Genomic DNA, 13,612 nt, shown 5'->3' on the forward strand with positions numbered 1-13,612 from the left:
GCCGGTCGGTCAGTCGGCCGGTGCTCGGGTGAGGACGTCCTCCACGGGACGCCGTCCGCTGCGCGCCGGCGTCGAGCCCTCCGCCGGGTACCCCATCCGCAGCAGCATCTGCGGATGGCCCACCAGCGACAGCCGGGTCCGCATCCGGCTGCGGGTCGCCGGCCAGTCCAGCGCCTGGGTGAGCGGCGAGGCGGCGACACCGGCCACCGTGGCCTGCAGCAGGACCCGGGCCAGCGCGCGGCCGGACTGCACCCACGCGTGCCGGTCGTCCCCGTCGGTGCCCATGAGCACCACGACCGGGCGCTCGACCTCCGGCGGCGGCGCGCCGGGGTCGGCCGGCTGCGCGGCGGCGTGCTCCCGGGTGCCGACGACGAAGTCGCGGATGGACCAGTTCGAGGGGCGCTGGTGCGGATCCCCGCTCGGCACCGCATCCACCGGCACGCCGTCGACCGCGGTGGGGTCGGTGCGCACCCAGCTCCGCAGCTCCGCCAGGTAGGCCGGGTCGCCCTGCTCCAGCTCCTCGGCGCGGTCGATGAGGAAGACCGTCGCGACCTCCTCCTCCGACCTGGTCACCGGCTTGAACCAGCAGCCGAACGCACCGGCCTCGGCTTGCAGCCGGTCGAGCAGCTCGACGGGCACGGGCCGGCGCTGGAAGGGGTCGCGGACCGTCTGCCGCCGGTCGATCGCGGCGGCGAGCTCGCGGTCCTCGGCGGTCGGCTCGATGTCGGCGATGACTCGGATCGTGGCCAGGTGGTCCTGGTCGTCGGCGTCCGGGAGGAGCTCCACCTCGCTGACCCGCCCGGCTGCCGCGAGGGCGACGACGGCGAACTCCACGGCGATGCCGCAGCTGATCACCTGCTGGCGGCCGGTGGGGTCGAGCACGGGGAGGGCGCGGTCGCGGTCGAGCGAGACGTCGAGCCGGTCGGCCGTGGCCGCGAACCGCCACGGCTGGGTGTTGTGGATCGACGGCGCGCGGGTGGCCGCCTCGACCACCGTCGCCCACTCCTGGTGCTCCACCGCCGGTACCTCCCGGTCACGTCAGGTGCTGCCCGCCGGACGCGTCAGCGGGACCTGTCGCCGACCTGCCTACCCCATCGTGCCCGCCACCCGAACGCCGCCCGGCGCGGTCACGGCACCGCAGCCGCCGGTTGCTCCTCGACCACCGTAGGTCGCCGGTCGCGCCGGCGGGAGACCGCCACCCCGACCAGGCAGACCGCACCGCCTACCACCGCGAGCGCGGGCGGCACCTCGTCCAGCAGCAGCCAGCCCAGCAGGATGACCAGCGGCGGGACGAGGTAGGTGGTGACGCCCAGCCGGCCGGCGTCCATCCGGCTCAGCGCGTAGGCCCAGGTGCTGAACGCCAGCGCCGTCGGCACCACGCCGAGGTAGACCATGCCGACGACGGATCCCGCCGGCGCGGCCGGCAGCTCGCGAGCGAGGACGCCGGCCCAGGGCAGGCAGCAGATCGCCCCCACGGCGCAGGCCATGAAGGTGACCTGCAGGCCCGGCAGCCGCGCCAGCAACGGCTTCTGCGCGACGGCGCCCGCGGCGTAGGTGACCGCGGCGACGAGGCAGAGCAGCACACCGACGAGGTCGGCCTCGGCACTGCGGGTGGCGAGGCCGATGAGCACCACCCCGGCGAACGCGACGGCGATGCCGACGACCAGCCACCGGGGGAAGCCCTCGCCGAGGAGCAGCCCGGCGAAGACGGCGATGAGGATCGGCCCGATGTTCACCAGCATCGCCGTCGTGCCGGCGTCCAGGTGCTGTTCGGCCGCGTTGAGCGCGACGTTGTAGATGCCGAACCAGCCGACGCCGCAGACCGCCAGCAGGCCCCACTCGCGGCCGCGGGGCCGGACCCACGTGCGGCCGAGCAGGAGCAGACCCAGCACCGCCGTCCCGACCAGCAGGCGGCCGAGCGCGAGCGCCCCGGGCGAGAGGTCCTCCCCCACGCTGCGGATCGCCACGAAGGCCGAGGCCCAGGCCAGGAGCGTGACGGTGATGGCGAGGAGGGTGCGGCCGGAAGGAGTGCCCGCGGGAGAGCTCACGTGCGGACCCTAGGCACCGCTGCCGACACTTCTCCGCCGGTTCCCGGTCGTCGCAGCGAGGTCGGCCGACATCGTGCGGATCGCGGCAGGAACGCCGTGGTCGCCGGAGTCGCCGTGGTCGCCGGGGTCGCCGTCGCGTCGTGCCGGCGTCAGCCGCGGACGTGCTCGGCGTAGGTGCGCCGGCCGCGGGCGCCGCTGGAGGGCACGGCCGCGCCGTCGCGGAACGCGGTGCTCAGCTTCCCGGGCACCGGCGTCGCGACGACGTGCACGCCGGGCGCCCGCGCCGCCGACCACGTCCGCGCCAGCTCCGCCGCGGTGAGCTCCTGCGGTCCGCCGAACTCGACGACCCCGCCGCTCGGCGGACCGGCCACGACGTCCACGAGGTGGGCGGCGACCTCGTCGACGTCCACCGGTGCGCCGCGCCAGCCCATCGGCACGGGCAGCACCGGCCCGCGCCGGGCGGTCTCGAGCAGCTGGTCGACGAAGTGGTGGAACTGCGTGACCCGCACCAGGGTGACCGGCAGGCCCGACGCGAGCAGCACCTGCTCGGCGGCGAACTTCGCCCGGTAGTAGCCGAACGGGATGCGGTCGACCCCGACGATCGAGACGTACACCAGGTGCCGCAGCCGGTCGCGGTCGACCGCCTCCACCAGCCGGCGGGTGCCGGCGACGTCGACCTGCCAGGGGTCGCCCCGCGGGTCGCTGGCGGCGTGCACGACCAGCTCCGCGCCGGCGAGCGCCGGCCGCAGGTCGAAGCCGGTGGCGAGGTCGCCGCGCACCCCTCCGGGCCCGGTCCCCCGCCGCGACATCTGCCGCACCGTGTGGCCGGCGTCCTGCAGCAACGGGACCAGCCGCCGGCCGAGCTGCCCCGTCCCTCCGGTGATGAGCACGTCCACGGGAGCAGTGTGGCCCGTCCGGAGGGTGCGGCGAGCCACCCGGCCCGTGTATCTCACAGACGAGATACCGTGGCGCGGTGACGGTGACCGACTCTTCTCCCGACACCGCGATGGCCCGGATCGGTGCGCTGGTGCGCGACGCCCGCCGGCACCGCGGCCTCACCCAGCAGCAGCTGGCCGAGCGGCTGGGAACCAGCCAGAGCGCGGTGGCCCGCATCGAGCAGGGCAACCAGAACCTCACCCTCGAGCTGCTCGGCCGGCTCTCCGCCGCGCTGGAGAGCGAGTTGATCAGCGTCGGGCCGGCGGGGCCGACGCACCTGCGCGTGACCGGCGGCCGGCCGCTGTCGGGCAGCGTGGCGGTGAAGTCCTCGAAGAACGCCGCCGTCGCCCTGCTCTGCGCGGCGCTGCTCAACCGTGGCCGCACCACGCTGCGCAACGTGGCCCGCATCGTCGAGGTGGAGCGGATCCTCGACGTGCTGCGCTCGATCGGCGTCGTCGCCACCTGGGACGAGGCCGGGCGCGACCTGACCATCGCCGTCCCCGACGAACTGGACCTCGCCGGCATCGACGCGGACGCGGCCCGCCGGACGCGCAGCATCATCATGTTCCTGGGGCCGCTGCTGCACCGGGCCGGCACCTTCGAGCTGCCCTACGCGGGCGGATGCGACCTCGGCACCCGCACGGTGCAGCCGCACATGATCGCGCTGCGCCCCTTCGGGCTGGAGGTCGAGGCGCGGGCCGGCGAGTACCACGCCACCGTCACCCCGACCGGCGCCAGCACGCGGACCATCGTGCTCACCGAGCGCGGGGACACCGTGACCGAGAACGCGCTGCTCGCCGCCGCCCGCGCCGAGGGCACGACGACCATCCGCAACGCCAGCTCCAACTACATGGTCCAGGACCTGATCCTGTACCTGCAGCTGCTGGGCGTGGGCATCGAGGGCCTCGGGACGACGACGCTGGTGGTCACCGGCCGGCCCGTGCTCGACGCCGACGTCGACTACACGATCAGCGAGGACCCGGTCGAGGCGATGAGCCTGCTGACCGCCGGCATCGTGACCGATTCGGAGCTCACCGTGCGGCGGGCGCCCGTGGAGTTCCTCGAGATCGAGCTCGCGGTGCTGGCGGAGATGGGGCTGCGCTACGAGCTCTCGCCGGAGTACCTCGCCGACAACGGGCACACGCGGCTGGCCGACATCACCATCCACCCGTCCCGGCTGCGAGCACCCATCGACAAGATCCACCCGATGCCGTTCCCGGGCCTGAACATCGACAACCTGCCGTTCTTCGCGGTGATCGCCGCGCAGGCCGAGGGCTCGACGATGATCCACGACTGGGTCTACGACAACCGGGCGATCCACCTCTCCGACCTGACCCGGCTGGGCGCCGACGTCCGGCTGCTCGACCCGCACCGCGTGCTGATCGACGGCCCGACGCGGTGGTCGAGCGCGGAGGTCGTGTGCCCGCCGGCGCTGCGACCCGCCGTCTGCATCCTGCTGGCGATGCTCGCCGCCAAGGGGACGTCGGTGCTGCGCAACGTGGACATCATCGCCCGCGGCTACGAGCACCTCTACGAGCGGCTGGTGGAGATCGGCGCGTCCATCGAGGTCTTCCACGACTGACGTGCTGAGCTGGCTGGGCTGGGATCAGGTGACCTGATCCCAGCGCGTCCTCCCTCGGCGCGCACGGGGAGGGAGGACGCGCTGCGGCGAGGGAGGACGCCGCAGAGGGGCTCAGCGCTCCTGGTCGGTGGGGCGGACGAGGAGCTCGTTCACCGCGACGTACGGCGGCTGGCTGACCACGTAGAGGATCGCGCGGGCGACGTCGTCGGCCTGCAGCGGCGTGATCATGGTGGCCGCCTTCTTCGACGCGGCCTTCGCCTCGGGCTGGGTGATGTGGTCGGTCAGCTCGGTGGCGACGGCGCCCGGCTCGACCAGGCTGATCCGCACACCCCGGCCGGTCACCTCCTGGCGCAGTGACTCGCTGAAGGCGTTCACCGCCCACTTGCTGGCGTTGTAGGCCCCCGCACCCTTGCGGGCCGTCCGGCCCGCGACGCTGGAGATGTTCACGATGTCGCCCGCACCCTGCTCGACCATGCCCTCGATCGCGGCGTGGGTCATGTACATGACCCCCAGGACGTTGGTGGACAGCATGCGCCGCCAGTCCTCCGGGTCCGCCCCGACGATCGTGCCGAGCAGCATCACGCCGGCGTTGTTCACCAGGACGTCGAGGCCGCCCAGCTCCGCCCGCGTCCGGGCCACCGCGTCGGCGCAGGCCTGCTCGTCGGTGACGTCCAGGTCCAGCTCCAGCACCGTGGCGCCGTCGGCCCGCAACCGTCCGGCGAGCTCGGCCAACCGGTCCTTCCGCCGGGCACCGATCGCGACGGCGGCGCCGGCGGCCGCGAGGACCTCCGCCGTCGCCGCGCCGATCCCGGACGACGCGCCGGTGACCAGGGCGACCTTGCCCTGCAGCGGACGGGTGGGCTCGCTCATGTACTTCTGCTCCATCGGGGACGTCGTCGTCACAGCAGCTGGTCGAGCCCCTCGTCGGGCGGGAGCTGCCGACCACCCTCCAGGGGCGGCCGGTGCGGCTGGTCCAGCCCGCTCATGCGGGCCGCGTGCAGCGCCAGCAGCAGGTTCAGCCGCAGCGTGGGGTCGCTGGTGAACGGGCCCAGCATCCGCTCCAGCTTGCCGATGCGGTAGCGCATCGTGTTGTAGTGGAAGTGCAGCCGCCGGGCCGACTCCGCGACGTTGAGGTTGGTCTCCAGCAGCACCCGCAGCGTGTCGCGCAGGTCCGCCGAGTCGGCATCGGTGGCGTCGGCCAGCGGGCCGAGCACCTCGTCGACGTAGGACCGCAGCTCGGTGCTGTCGGGGATCAGGGAGAGCAGCCGGAACACCCCGAGCTGGTCGAAGTGGGTCACCGAGGACCCGCCGTGGATCTCCTGCCCCACCCCCAGCGCGCGCTGGGCCTGCCGGTGCGCCTCGGCCAGCTCCGACAGCGAGCCCGCGGGCCGGCCGATGCCGGTGCCGAGCACCCGTCCCAACCGGCGCAGCCGGCCGTTGACCCGGGAGCTGACCGCGGCGACGAGGGCGGAGACCTCCTCGGGGGTCCGGCCGTCCAGCGGCAGGAGCGTGACGATCTCGGTCGCCAGCCCGGCGACGGCGGCCCCGGCCACCTCGCTCTCCAGCGCGGCTCGCCACCCGTCGGCCAGCCGGTCGAGGACGTCCAGCGCCCGGGTGGGGTCGCCGGCGGCGTCGGCGACGGTCTCGGTGGCGGTGACCAGCACGGCGACCGGGCCGTCCAGCCGCCAGCCGAAGGATCGGGTGTAGGCCAGCGTGCGCTCGGTGTGCCCGACCGACCCGCCGACGAGACGGCGCACCAGGTCGCCCTGGAAGCGCAGCTCCACGGAGTGCACCGCCTGGAGCCGGATCACCGAGAGCGCGGCGATCACCGCGGCGCGCTCCAGCACCCCGCCGGCGCCCACCATCAGCTCGCCGGTCCGGTGCACCGCGACCAGCCAGCCGTGCCGCTGGTCGCCGGCCATGATCGGGGCGACGGCGTACTCCCCCACCCCGCCGGGGAGCTGGTGGTGGCCGGGCACCAGCAGGATGCCGTCGGCCGGTGACAGGTCGGCGTCGGCCAGCACGTCGGCCGGGGTGACCGCCGTCCGGTCCGCGCGCACCCCGGCGAGCCGGCGGGAGGGCCCCAGCTCCGCCAGTGCGTCGTCCGCCGCCGCGTCCAGCAGCCACAGCCAGTCGCTGATCTCTGTGACGTCGTCCCGCGGGCCGGCGCTGGTGACGACCTCGCGGTCCGGGCCGAGCCCGAGCACCGCGGCCCCGTCGAGCATGACGGCCAGCCGCTGGGTCACCTCGGCCAGGCCGCCCCCGGTGAGCGCCACCTCCATGAACTCGTCGTCCATGCGCGAGGACAGCGCCAGCGCCTGCCCCTGCTTGGTGACGACGGCGCCGAGCACCTCGGACACCACCTCGTCGAGGCGCACCGTGCCCGGCAGCGCCAGCACCGGCAGTCCGCGGCGGTCGGCCTCGGCGAGCACCTCGGCCGGCACCGGCGGCGGCCCCTCGGCACGCCTGAACGCGAGTGCGGCGGTGCCCATCGAGTCCAGCCGCTCCACCAGGGCCCGGCAGTTGGCCGCGTCGGCCGGTGGCAACCGCGCGCCCAGGACGACGAGCACGTCGGGCCCGGCCGCCCCGAGGGGATCGGCGGGGCTGTCGACCACCATGTGGCGCACGGTCCGGGCCAGCCCGGAACGTCCGGCGACGACGGTCGCGCCGGCCAGGCCGGACAGCTGGAGCACGTGCTCGACGGTCAGTCCCATGCGCTCCTGCCAGCTCCCCCGGTCGGACGGCGAGGGGTCGGTGCGCGTCGGCTCGTCGACGGCCCAGTTGCGCCGGAACGGAACCGCCCCGTCACGGTGAGTGGACGCCGAGAGTGAGGTGTCACTATGCGTCACAGACCGCCCCTTTTCCGTTGCCGATCACGCTGTTGTCTCCCAGGAATCTGTCAGGAGTCCCTGGACGCGGACAACCAATCTTGGCGAGTTCCGCCATGAGACGGCGTGCGACGCGCCGCATACCGTTCGAAGCCTGCTCGACCCCGCTGGCAGCGATGCTAGGCGGTCCACCGGGATCCGGTGCTCCTGGGCCCCCTCCCGGCTCCCCGCCCGGTCCGCGGCACGTGGACGTCGAGCGGGACTCCGACGGGGGCCGGTCTCACCTCCGTCGACCCTCCGGCGAAGGGCCGCCATGCGCACCGTCGACCACACCACGAATTCCCTGGGCCGCGTTCCCGCGGCCCCCGTGCGGGGAGGTGGGCCGCGCGCCGGCATCCCCCCGATCCCCCATCCCCGGGCCGCGGGATCGGCCACGCGCACCGCGCGCCCCCCGCGCCATCTGGCCGGCGTGCCCGCAGCAGCCAGCACCGGTGTCGCCACCCTGCTCCGCGGACCCGTCCGGCGGGCACGCGTGGTCGCGAACACGCCGTCCGGCGTCTACCTCCACGTACCGGGTGAGCGGTCCGGCGACGTCGTCGGCGTGCTGACCAGCGACGCGGTCCGGCTCCCGCTGGGCTGCATGCTGTTCCGCCCGAGCACCGGCCGGCCGCTCGTGTCGGCGCCCGCGGGCGCCCCCGCGTACGTCGGCAGCGGCCGGATCGTCGTCGGCGAGCTCACCGTCACCGCGGCCGCGTGGTGGGACCCCCGCCCCCGGCTGCCCACCCCGCGCCCGGCGCTCCTCCCCGAAGGCGTGCGGCAGCTGCGCAACACCCTGTACGGCGAGGGCGTGCCGCACAGCGCCTTCTCCCTCCCCGGCATGCCGACCGGCCCCGGCGGTCCGCTGGCCGCGCTCCGCGGTGCGGTCCGTCGGGCCGACCTCGACGCCGCGCTCCGCACGGCGTCCCGGCTGATCGGCCTCGGACCGGGCCTGACCCCGGCCGGTGACGACGTCATGGCCGGCACGGTGGCGGGTCTGGTGCTGCTGGGCCACCCGGCCGCCGAGCGGTTCGCCGCGGGCGTCACCGCGCTGGCCGCAGGCCGTGCCGGTGAGCTCTCCCGCGCCCTCCTGGCGCACGCCGCGGCAGGCCGGGTCAGCGGCGAGTACGCAGCCGTGCTGCACGCCCTCGTCGGCGAGCGGCCGCTCGGTCCGGCCGTGGCCGACCTGCTCGACTCAGGCAGCACCAGCGGCCGGGCGACGGCGCTGGGGCTGTGCACCGCGATCGACCTCGTCGACCGGACCGGGAGGGGCTGAGCAGACCTCAACCGACCAGGTCGGCGCCGTCCACCGGGGGCAGGAGCGGGACCAGCGAGTCCCACTGGGCGATCCGGCAGCCGTCGACCCGGGAGACCGCGAGGTCGACCTGCTGCCCTGCCCAGCGGCCGGCGATCGTCGCCGTCTGCGGTCCGCCGTACTGCTGGGTGCACCAGACGTCCTCCGGCAGCGGCGCGAACGGGTCGTCCAGGCCGGCGAGGTGCTCGCACGCCGCCGGCGCGTCGGGGTGGCTGCCCTCGACGACCCCGGCACAGGTGAGGGTCCACAGCTGGGCCGGGCTCCCGTCACCGAGATCGAGCCGGACCTGGAGGTCGTTCTCGGCCTGGCTGATCCCGCCGGCAGCCGGGCCGCCGTCGCCGTCCGGAGCGCCCGCCGAGGGGGTGGCCGGCTCCTCGCCCTCGTCGGCGGAGCCGCACCCGGCCAGCGCGAGGACGACGACGGGCAGGAGCCCCAGGAGCAGCCGGCGCATCGCTGCCTACAGCCGGGAGGCGTGGATGCTGGTCACGAGGATGGCGCGGGCACCGAGCTCGTACAGCTGGTCCATGATCTGGTTGGTCTCGCTGCGGCGGACCATCGCCCGCACCGCCGACCAGCCGGGGCGCTGCAGCGGGCTGACCGTCGGGCCCTCCATCCCGGGGGTGATCTCCGTCGCCTCGGCGAGGATCTCGTCGGGGCAGTCGTAGTCGAGCATCACGTACTGCCGCGCGACCAGCACGCCCTGCAGCCGACGTCGCAGCTGAGCGACCGCCGGGATCTCCTGGGCGCCCTCGCGGCCCACGAGGATCGCCTCGCTGGCCAGCACCGGCTCCCCGATGACCTGCAGCCCGGCGGCCCGCAGCGTCGTCCCGGTCTCGACGACGTCGCAGACGGCGTCGGCTACCCCGAGCCGGCACGCGGTCTCGACGGCCCCGTCGAGCTTCACCACGTCGGCCCCGATGCCGGAATCCGCCAGGAAGCGCCGCAGCAGCACCGGGTACGCCGTCGCGATGCGCTTGCCCGCCAGCTGCTCGACCCGCTCGATGCCCGACCCCACCGGCGCGGCGAAGCGGAAGGAGGAGACGCCGAAGCCCAGCGGCATGACCTCGACCGCGGCCGAGCCGTCCTCCGGCGCCGTCTCGAGCAGCATGTCGCGCCCGGTGATGCCGACGTCCAGGGTGCCGGAGGCGACGTAGACCGCGATGTCCCGCGGCCGGAGGTAGAAGAACTCGGTGTCGTACTCCGGGTCGTAGACCACGAGGTCCTTGGTGCTCCGCCGCTGGTGGTAGCCGCTCTCGGCGAGCATCTCGGCCGCGGGCTCGCTCAGGACGCCCTTGTTGGGCACGGCGATGCGCAGCACGTCAGGAACTCCTAGGGGTCGGGATCAGAGGTGCGTGTACACGTCGTCCAGGGTCAGGCCGCGCGCCAGCATGAGGACCTGCACCCGGTAGAGGAGCTGGCTGATCTCCTCGGCGGTGCGCTCCTCGCTCTCGTGCTCGGCGGCCATCCATGCCTCGGCGGCCTCCTCGACGACCTTCTTGCCGGCGGCGTGCACGCCGTCGCGCACCGCGGCGACGGTGCCGGAGCCCTCGTCGCCCGCGGCGACCTTCGCCGACAGCTCGGCGAACAGGGCGTCGAACGTCTTCACCGCAGGCCTCCGGCGGGGGTCACGCCGAACCCGGTGGTCTGCTGCGGCCCGCGCAGGCCGCGCAGGGTCAGGGCGGTGGACAGCGCCGCGATTGCGGCCTCCCAACCCTTGTCCTCCGCCGAGCCGGGGAGCCCCGCGCGGTCGCGCGCCTGCTCCTCGGTGTCGCAGGTGAGGACGCCGTTGGCGACGGGCGTGCCCGCGTCCAGCGCCACCCGGGTGAGCCCGGCGGTGACGGCGTCGCAGACGTACTCGAAGTGCGGCGTGCCGCCGCGGATCACGACACCGAGCGCGACGACGGCGTCGTGCCGCTGGGTGAGCGCCTGGGCGACGACCGGCAGCTCGACCGCGCCCGGCGCGCGCACCACGGTGGGCTCCGCGACCCCGCTGGCGCGGGCCCCCTCGAGCGCCCGGGCCAGCAGGCTGTCGGTGATCTCCGCGTGCCAGGTGGTGGCGACGATGCCGAGGGTGAGGCCCGCGGCGTCCACCGGCTCGACGGCCGGCGCTCCCGAACCGCTCACCATGCTCCCCGTTCGATGCTCACAGCGGCTGCTCCGTCTGCCCGAGCGGCACGTCCGTGCCCGGAACCGTCGTGGCGTCCGGCGCGTCCGCGGGCGCCGTGACGAGCTCGGGCTCCGGCTCGATGATGTCGAGCAGGTGGCCCATCCGGTCCCGCTTGGTGCGGAGGTAGCCGAGGTTCTGGTCGGTGACGTGGCTGGGCAGCGGCACCCGGCCGAGCACGCGCAGGCCGTAGCCCTCCAGCCCGGCCCGCTTGGCCGGGTTGTTGGTCAGCAGCCGCATGGTGTGCACGCCGAGGTCAACGAGGATCTGCGCGCCGGTGCCGTAGTCGCGGGCGTCGGCGGGCAGGCCCAGGTCGAGGTTGGCGTCGACGGTGTCCACGCCGAGGTCCTGCAGCTGGTAGGCCTGCAGCTTGTGCAGCAGGCCGATGCCCCGGCCCTCGTGGCCGCGGACGTAGAGCACGATGCCGCGCCCCTCCTCGGCGACCGCCGTCAGCGCCGCCTGCAGCTGCGGCCCGCAGTCGCAGCGCAGCGAGCCGAAGACGTCGCCGGTGAGGCACTCGGAGTGCACGCGGACGAGCACGTCCTCGCCGTCGCCGATGTCCCCGTAGACGAAGGCGACGTGCTCGCGGTCGTCGTAGGAGCTGGAGTAGCCGACGGCGGTGAAGGTGCCGGCCGCCAGCGGGACGGTGGCCTCGGCCACCCGCTCGACGAGCTTGTCGAACCGCTTGCGGTAGGCGATCAGGTCGGCGATGGAGACCATCACCAGGTCGTGCTCGTCGGCGAAGACGCGCAGCTCCTCGCCGCGGGCCATGCCGGTCGGGTCCTTCTCGCTGACGATCTCGCAGAGCACGCCGGAGGGCCGCAGCCCGGCGAGGACGGCGAGGTCGACGGCTGCCTCGGTGTGCCCCGGGCGGCGCAGCACGCCGCCGTCCTTGGCGCGCAGCGGGACGATGTGGCCCGGGCGGCTCAGGTCCTGGGCGGTGGTGTCGGCGTCGGCCAGCGTGCGGATGGTCGTCGCGCGGTCGGCGGCGGAGATCCCGGTGCTGACGCCCTCGCGCGCGTCGACGGTGACGGTGTAGGCCGTGCCGTGCCGGTCCTGGTTCACCCGGAACATCGGCGGCAGGTCGAGCCGGTCGGCGTCCTCCTCGGTGACCGCGACGCAGATGTAGCCCGACGTGTAGCGGACCATGAAGGCGACCAGCTCGGGGGTGGCGAGCTCGGAGGCGAAGATCAGGTCGCCCTCGTTCTCGCGGTCCTCGTCGTCGATGACGACGACGGGCCGGCCGTCCTTGATGGCGGCGATCGCGGTCTCGATCGAGTCGAGACGGGACAGCGGGCTCTCGGTCACGCTTCCTCCTCGCTGGCGCTCGTCGGGCGCGTGACCGGCGGTGCTGTATCCCTGCTCGAGCTCGCCAGCTCGCTCGACGAGCGTGCCTCCAGCAGGCGCTCGACGTACTTGGCGATCACGTCGACCTCCAGGTTGACGGGGTCCCCCGGGGCTCGGGTGCCGAGCGTGGTCTCGCGGAGGGTGGTGGGGATCAGGCTGACCTCGAACCACGGCTCGGGGTCGGTGGCGCTGCTGACGGCGCTGACGGTGAGCGAGACGCCGTCGACGGCGATGGAGCCCTTCTCGACGACGTACCGGGCGAGGGTCTGGGGCAGCCCGATGCGGACGACCTCCCAGTGCTCGCTCGGCTCGCGGGAGAGCACGGTGCCGACGCCGTCGACGTGCCCCTGCACCAGGTGACCGCCGAGGCGGGTGTGCGCCGTGACGGCCCGCTCCAGGTTGACCCGGACACCGGCCTCGGCCTTGCCCAGGCTGCTGCGGAGGAGGGTCTCGGCCATGACGTCGGTGCTCCAGACGCCGTCGCGGACCTCGGTGACGGTCAGGCAGACGCCGTTGACCGAGATCGAGTCGCCCAGGGCGACGTCCTCGAGGACCTTGCGCGCCCGGATCTCCATCCGGGCGGCGTCGGCCTGGTCCTCGCGGAGCACCAGGGTGCCCACCTCTTCGACGATGCCGGTGAACACCTCAGCTCCCTTCCCGGACGGACTGTCGGCCACCAGTGTGCCGGGTGGGCCGCAGACGGATCTGCACGTCCCCACCCAAGGGGAGGACATCGACCGTCTGGAGCGACAGCGCTCCGCCGATCGAGGAGATTCCCAGGTCACCGACCAGGGCGGGCCCGGAACCCAGCAGGAGCGGTGCGAGATGCACCACAACCTCGTCCACGAGACCCGCCCGCAGGAAGGCCGCGGCCAGCGTGGGACCGCCTTCGAGCAGCAGCCGGCGGACGTCGCGGGCGTACAGCTCGGCCAGCAGCTCGGCGGGACCGGCGGCGCGGCTCACCAGCGTGGGCGCGGCGTCGTCCAGCACGCGGGCGGCCGCGGGCAGCCGGCCCCGGCGGTCGACGACGACCCGCAGCGGCTGCCGGCCGAGGTCCCGCCCGTCGGCGTCGCGCACGGTGAGCTGCGGATCGTCGGCCAGCACCGTCCCGGAGCCGACGACGACGGCGTCGCAGGTGGCGCGCAACCGGTGGACGGCGGCGCGGGCCTGCTCGCCGGTGATCCAGCGGCTGCTGCCGTCGGCGGCGGCGACCCGGCCGTCGAGGGTGGCCGCGACCTTCCAGACCACCTGCGGGCGCTGCGCGCGGACACCGAGCAGCCACGACGCCAGGGCGCCGTCCTCGGCGTCGTCCTGCTCGACGCCCAGCTCCACGTCGATGCCGGCGGCCCGCAGCCG

General features: G+C 74.6%; 14 protein-coding genes. 2 read left to right on the plus strand and 12 right to left on the minus strand.

From position 1 onward, the window contains the following. Nucleotides 1–9: 9 nt before the first annotated feature. The 3 genes from A6V29_RS15710 to A6V29_RS15720 form a co-directional block, all read right to left on the minus strand. Complete coding sequence (locus A6V29_RS15710) at nt 10–1,017, minus strand: Acg family FMN-binding oxidoreductase (RefSeq protein WP_137161184.1); 1,008 nt, start codon at nt 1,015–1,017, stop codon at nt 10–12. A gap of 110 nt (nt 1,018–1,127) precedes the next feature. Beyond that, complete coding sequence (locus tag A6V29_RS15715) at nt 1,128–2,048, minus strand: DMT family transporter (RefSeq protein ID WP_137161185.1); 921 nt, start codon at nt 2,046–2,048, stop codon at nt 1,128–1,130. A gap of 149 nt (nt 2,049–2,197) precedes the next feature. Then, nucleotides 2,198–2,944 (minus strand): SDR family oxidoreductase, encoded by a 747-nt coding sequence (locus A6V29_RS15720; protein ID WP_137161186.1) that lies wholly within the window; start codon nt 2,942–2,944, stop codon nt 2,198–2,200. Nucleotides 2,945–3,021: 77 nt separating this feature from the next. Between A6V29_RS15720 and A6V29_RS15725 the strand changes: the two genes are divergently transcribed. Continuing rightward, nucleotides 3,022–4,566 carry a helix-turn-helix domain-containing protein gene (locus A6V29_RS15725; RefSeq protein ID WP_212719458.1) on the plus strand — a complete coding sequence of 515 codons (1,545 nt, stop codon included), beginning with the start codon at nt 3,022–3,024 and terminating at the stop codon, nt 4,564–4,566. A gap of 111 nt (nt 4,567–4,677) precedes the next feature. Here the strand turns inward: A6V29_RS15725 and A6V29_RS15730 are convergent, their stop codons facing one another. Both A6V29_RS15730 and A6V29_RS15735 read right to left on the minus strand, forming a co-directional pair. Beyond that, a complete protein-coding gene (locus A6V29_RS15730) occupies nt 4,678–5,436 on the minus strand; it encodes an SDR family NAD(P)-dependent oxidoreductase (protein WP_137161187.1) in 759 nt (252 codons plus the stop codon). 29 nt (nt 5,437–5,465) lie between these two features. After that, entirely contained in the window at nt 5,466–7,280 is a 1,815-nt protein-coding gene (locus tag A6V29_RS15735) for a PucR family transcriptional regulator (protein ID WP_137161188.1), read from the minus strand. A 583-nt stretch (nt 7,281–7,863) separates the two neighbouring features. On the opposite strand from A6V29_RS15735, the gene A6V29_RS15740 reads away from it, so the two are divergent. Next, the gene (locus tag A6V29_RS15740; protein WP_249933273.1) at nt 7,864–8,706 is read left to right on the plus strand and encodes an oxamate carbamoyltransferase subunit AllH family protein; all 843 of its coding nucleotides are present in this window, start codon (nt 7,864–7,866) and stop codon (nt 8,704–8,706) included. Nucleotides 8,707–8,713: 7 nt separating this feature from the next. On the opposite strand, the gene A6V29_RS15745 is transcribed toward A6V29_RS15740, so the two are convergent. The 7 genes from A6V29_RS15745 to ribD all read right to left on the minus strand — a co-directional run. Next, nucleotides 8,714–9,196 carry an SSI family serine proteinase inhibitor gene (locus A6V29_RS15745; protein ID WP_212719460.1) on the minus strand — a complete coding sequence of 161 codons (483 nt, stop codon included), beginning with the start codon at nt 9,194–9,196 and terminating at the stop codon, nt 8,714–8,716. A 6-nt stretch (nt 9,197–9,202) separates the two neighbouring features. Continuing rightward, nucleotides 9,203–10,063, minus strand: coding sequence for an ATP phosphoribosyltransferase (gene hisG / locus A6V29_RS15750; RefSeq protein WP_137161190.1), 861 nt, complete (start codon nt 10,061–10,063; stop codon nt 9,203–9,205). Nucleotides 10,064–10,087: 24 nt separating this feature from the next. After that, nucleotides 10,088–10,351: a phosphoribosyl-ATP diphosphatase gene (locus A6V29_RS15755; RefSeq protein ID WP_137161191.1), complete on the minus strand. Its 264-nt coding sequence runs from the start codon at nt 10,349–10,351 to the stop codon at nt 10,088–10,090. Beyond that, nucleotides 10,348–10,872, minus strand: coding sequence for a 6,7-dimethyl-8-ribityllumazine synthase (gene ribH / locus A6V29_RS15760; RefSeq protein WP_137161192.1), 525 nt, complete (start codon nt 10,870–10,872; stop codon nt 10,348–10,350). The genes A6V29_RS15755 and ribH overlap by 4 nt, the downstream gene beginning before the upstream one ends. Before the next feature lie 16 nt (nt 10,873–10,888). Further along, nucleotides 10,889–12,217, minus strand: a complete 1,329-nt coding sequence (locus A6V29_RS15765; RefSeq protein WP_137161193.1) for a bifunctional 3,4-dihydroxy-2-butanone-4-phosphate synthase/GTP cyclohydrolase II — start codon at nt 12,215–12,217, stop codon at nt 10,889–10,891. Continuing rightward, on the minus strand, nt 12,214–12,900 hold the full coding sequence (locus tag A6V29_RS15770) for a riboflavin synthase (protein ID WP_137161194.1): 687 nt from the start codon (nt 12,898–12,900) through the stop codon (nt 12,214–12,216). The genes A6V29_RS15765 and A6V29_RS15770 overlap by 4 nt, the downstream gene beginning before the upstream one ends. Before the next feature lies 1 nt (nt 12,901). After that, nucleotides 12,902–13,612, minus strand: a 711-nt coding sequence (ribD, locus tag A6V29_RS15775) for a bifunctional diaminohydroxyphosphoribosylaminopyrimidine deaminase/5-amino-6-(5-phosphoribosylamino)uracil reductase RibD (RefSeq protein ID WP_137161195.1), incomplete at its 5' end; no start/stop codon positions are given.

Origin of the sequence: Blastococcus sp. CCUG 61487 (assembly GCF_005222955.1) — a bacterium.
Lineage (GTDB): Bacteria > Actinomycetota > Actinomycetes > Mycobacteriales > Geodermatophilaceae > Blastococcus.

What these genes read in the sequence shown, in the direction of transcription:
- A6V29_RS15730 (WP_137161187.1), bottom strand. Translation starts at nt 5,436, where the DNA reads ATGAGCGAGCCCACCCGTCCGCTGCAGGGCAAGGTCGCCCTGGTCACC.
- A6V29_RS15735 (WP_137161188.1), bottom strand. Translation starts at nt 7,280, where the DNA reads ATGGGACTGACCGTCGAGCACGTGCTCCAGCTGTCCGGCCTGGCCGGC.
- A6V29_RS15745 (WP_212719460.1), bottom strand. Translation starts at nt 9,196, where the DNA reads ATGCGCCGGCTGCTCCTGGGGCTCCTGCCCGTCGTCGTCCTCGCGCTG.
- ribH (WP_137161192.1), bottom strand. Translation starts at nt 10,872, where the DNA reads ATGGTGAGCGGTTCGGGAGCGCCGGCCGTCGAGCCGGTGGACGCCGCG.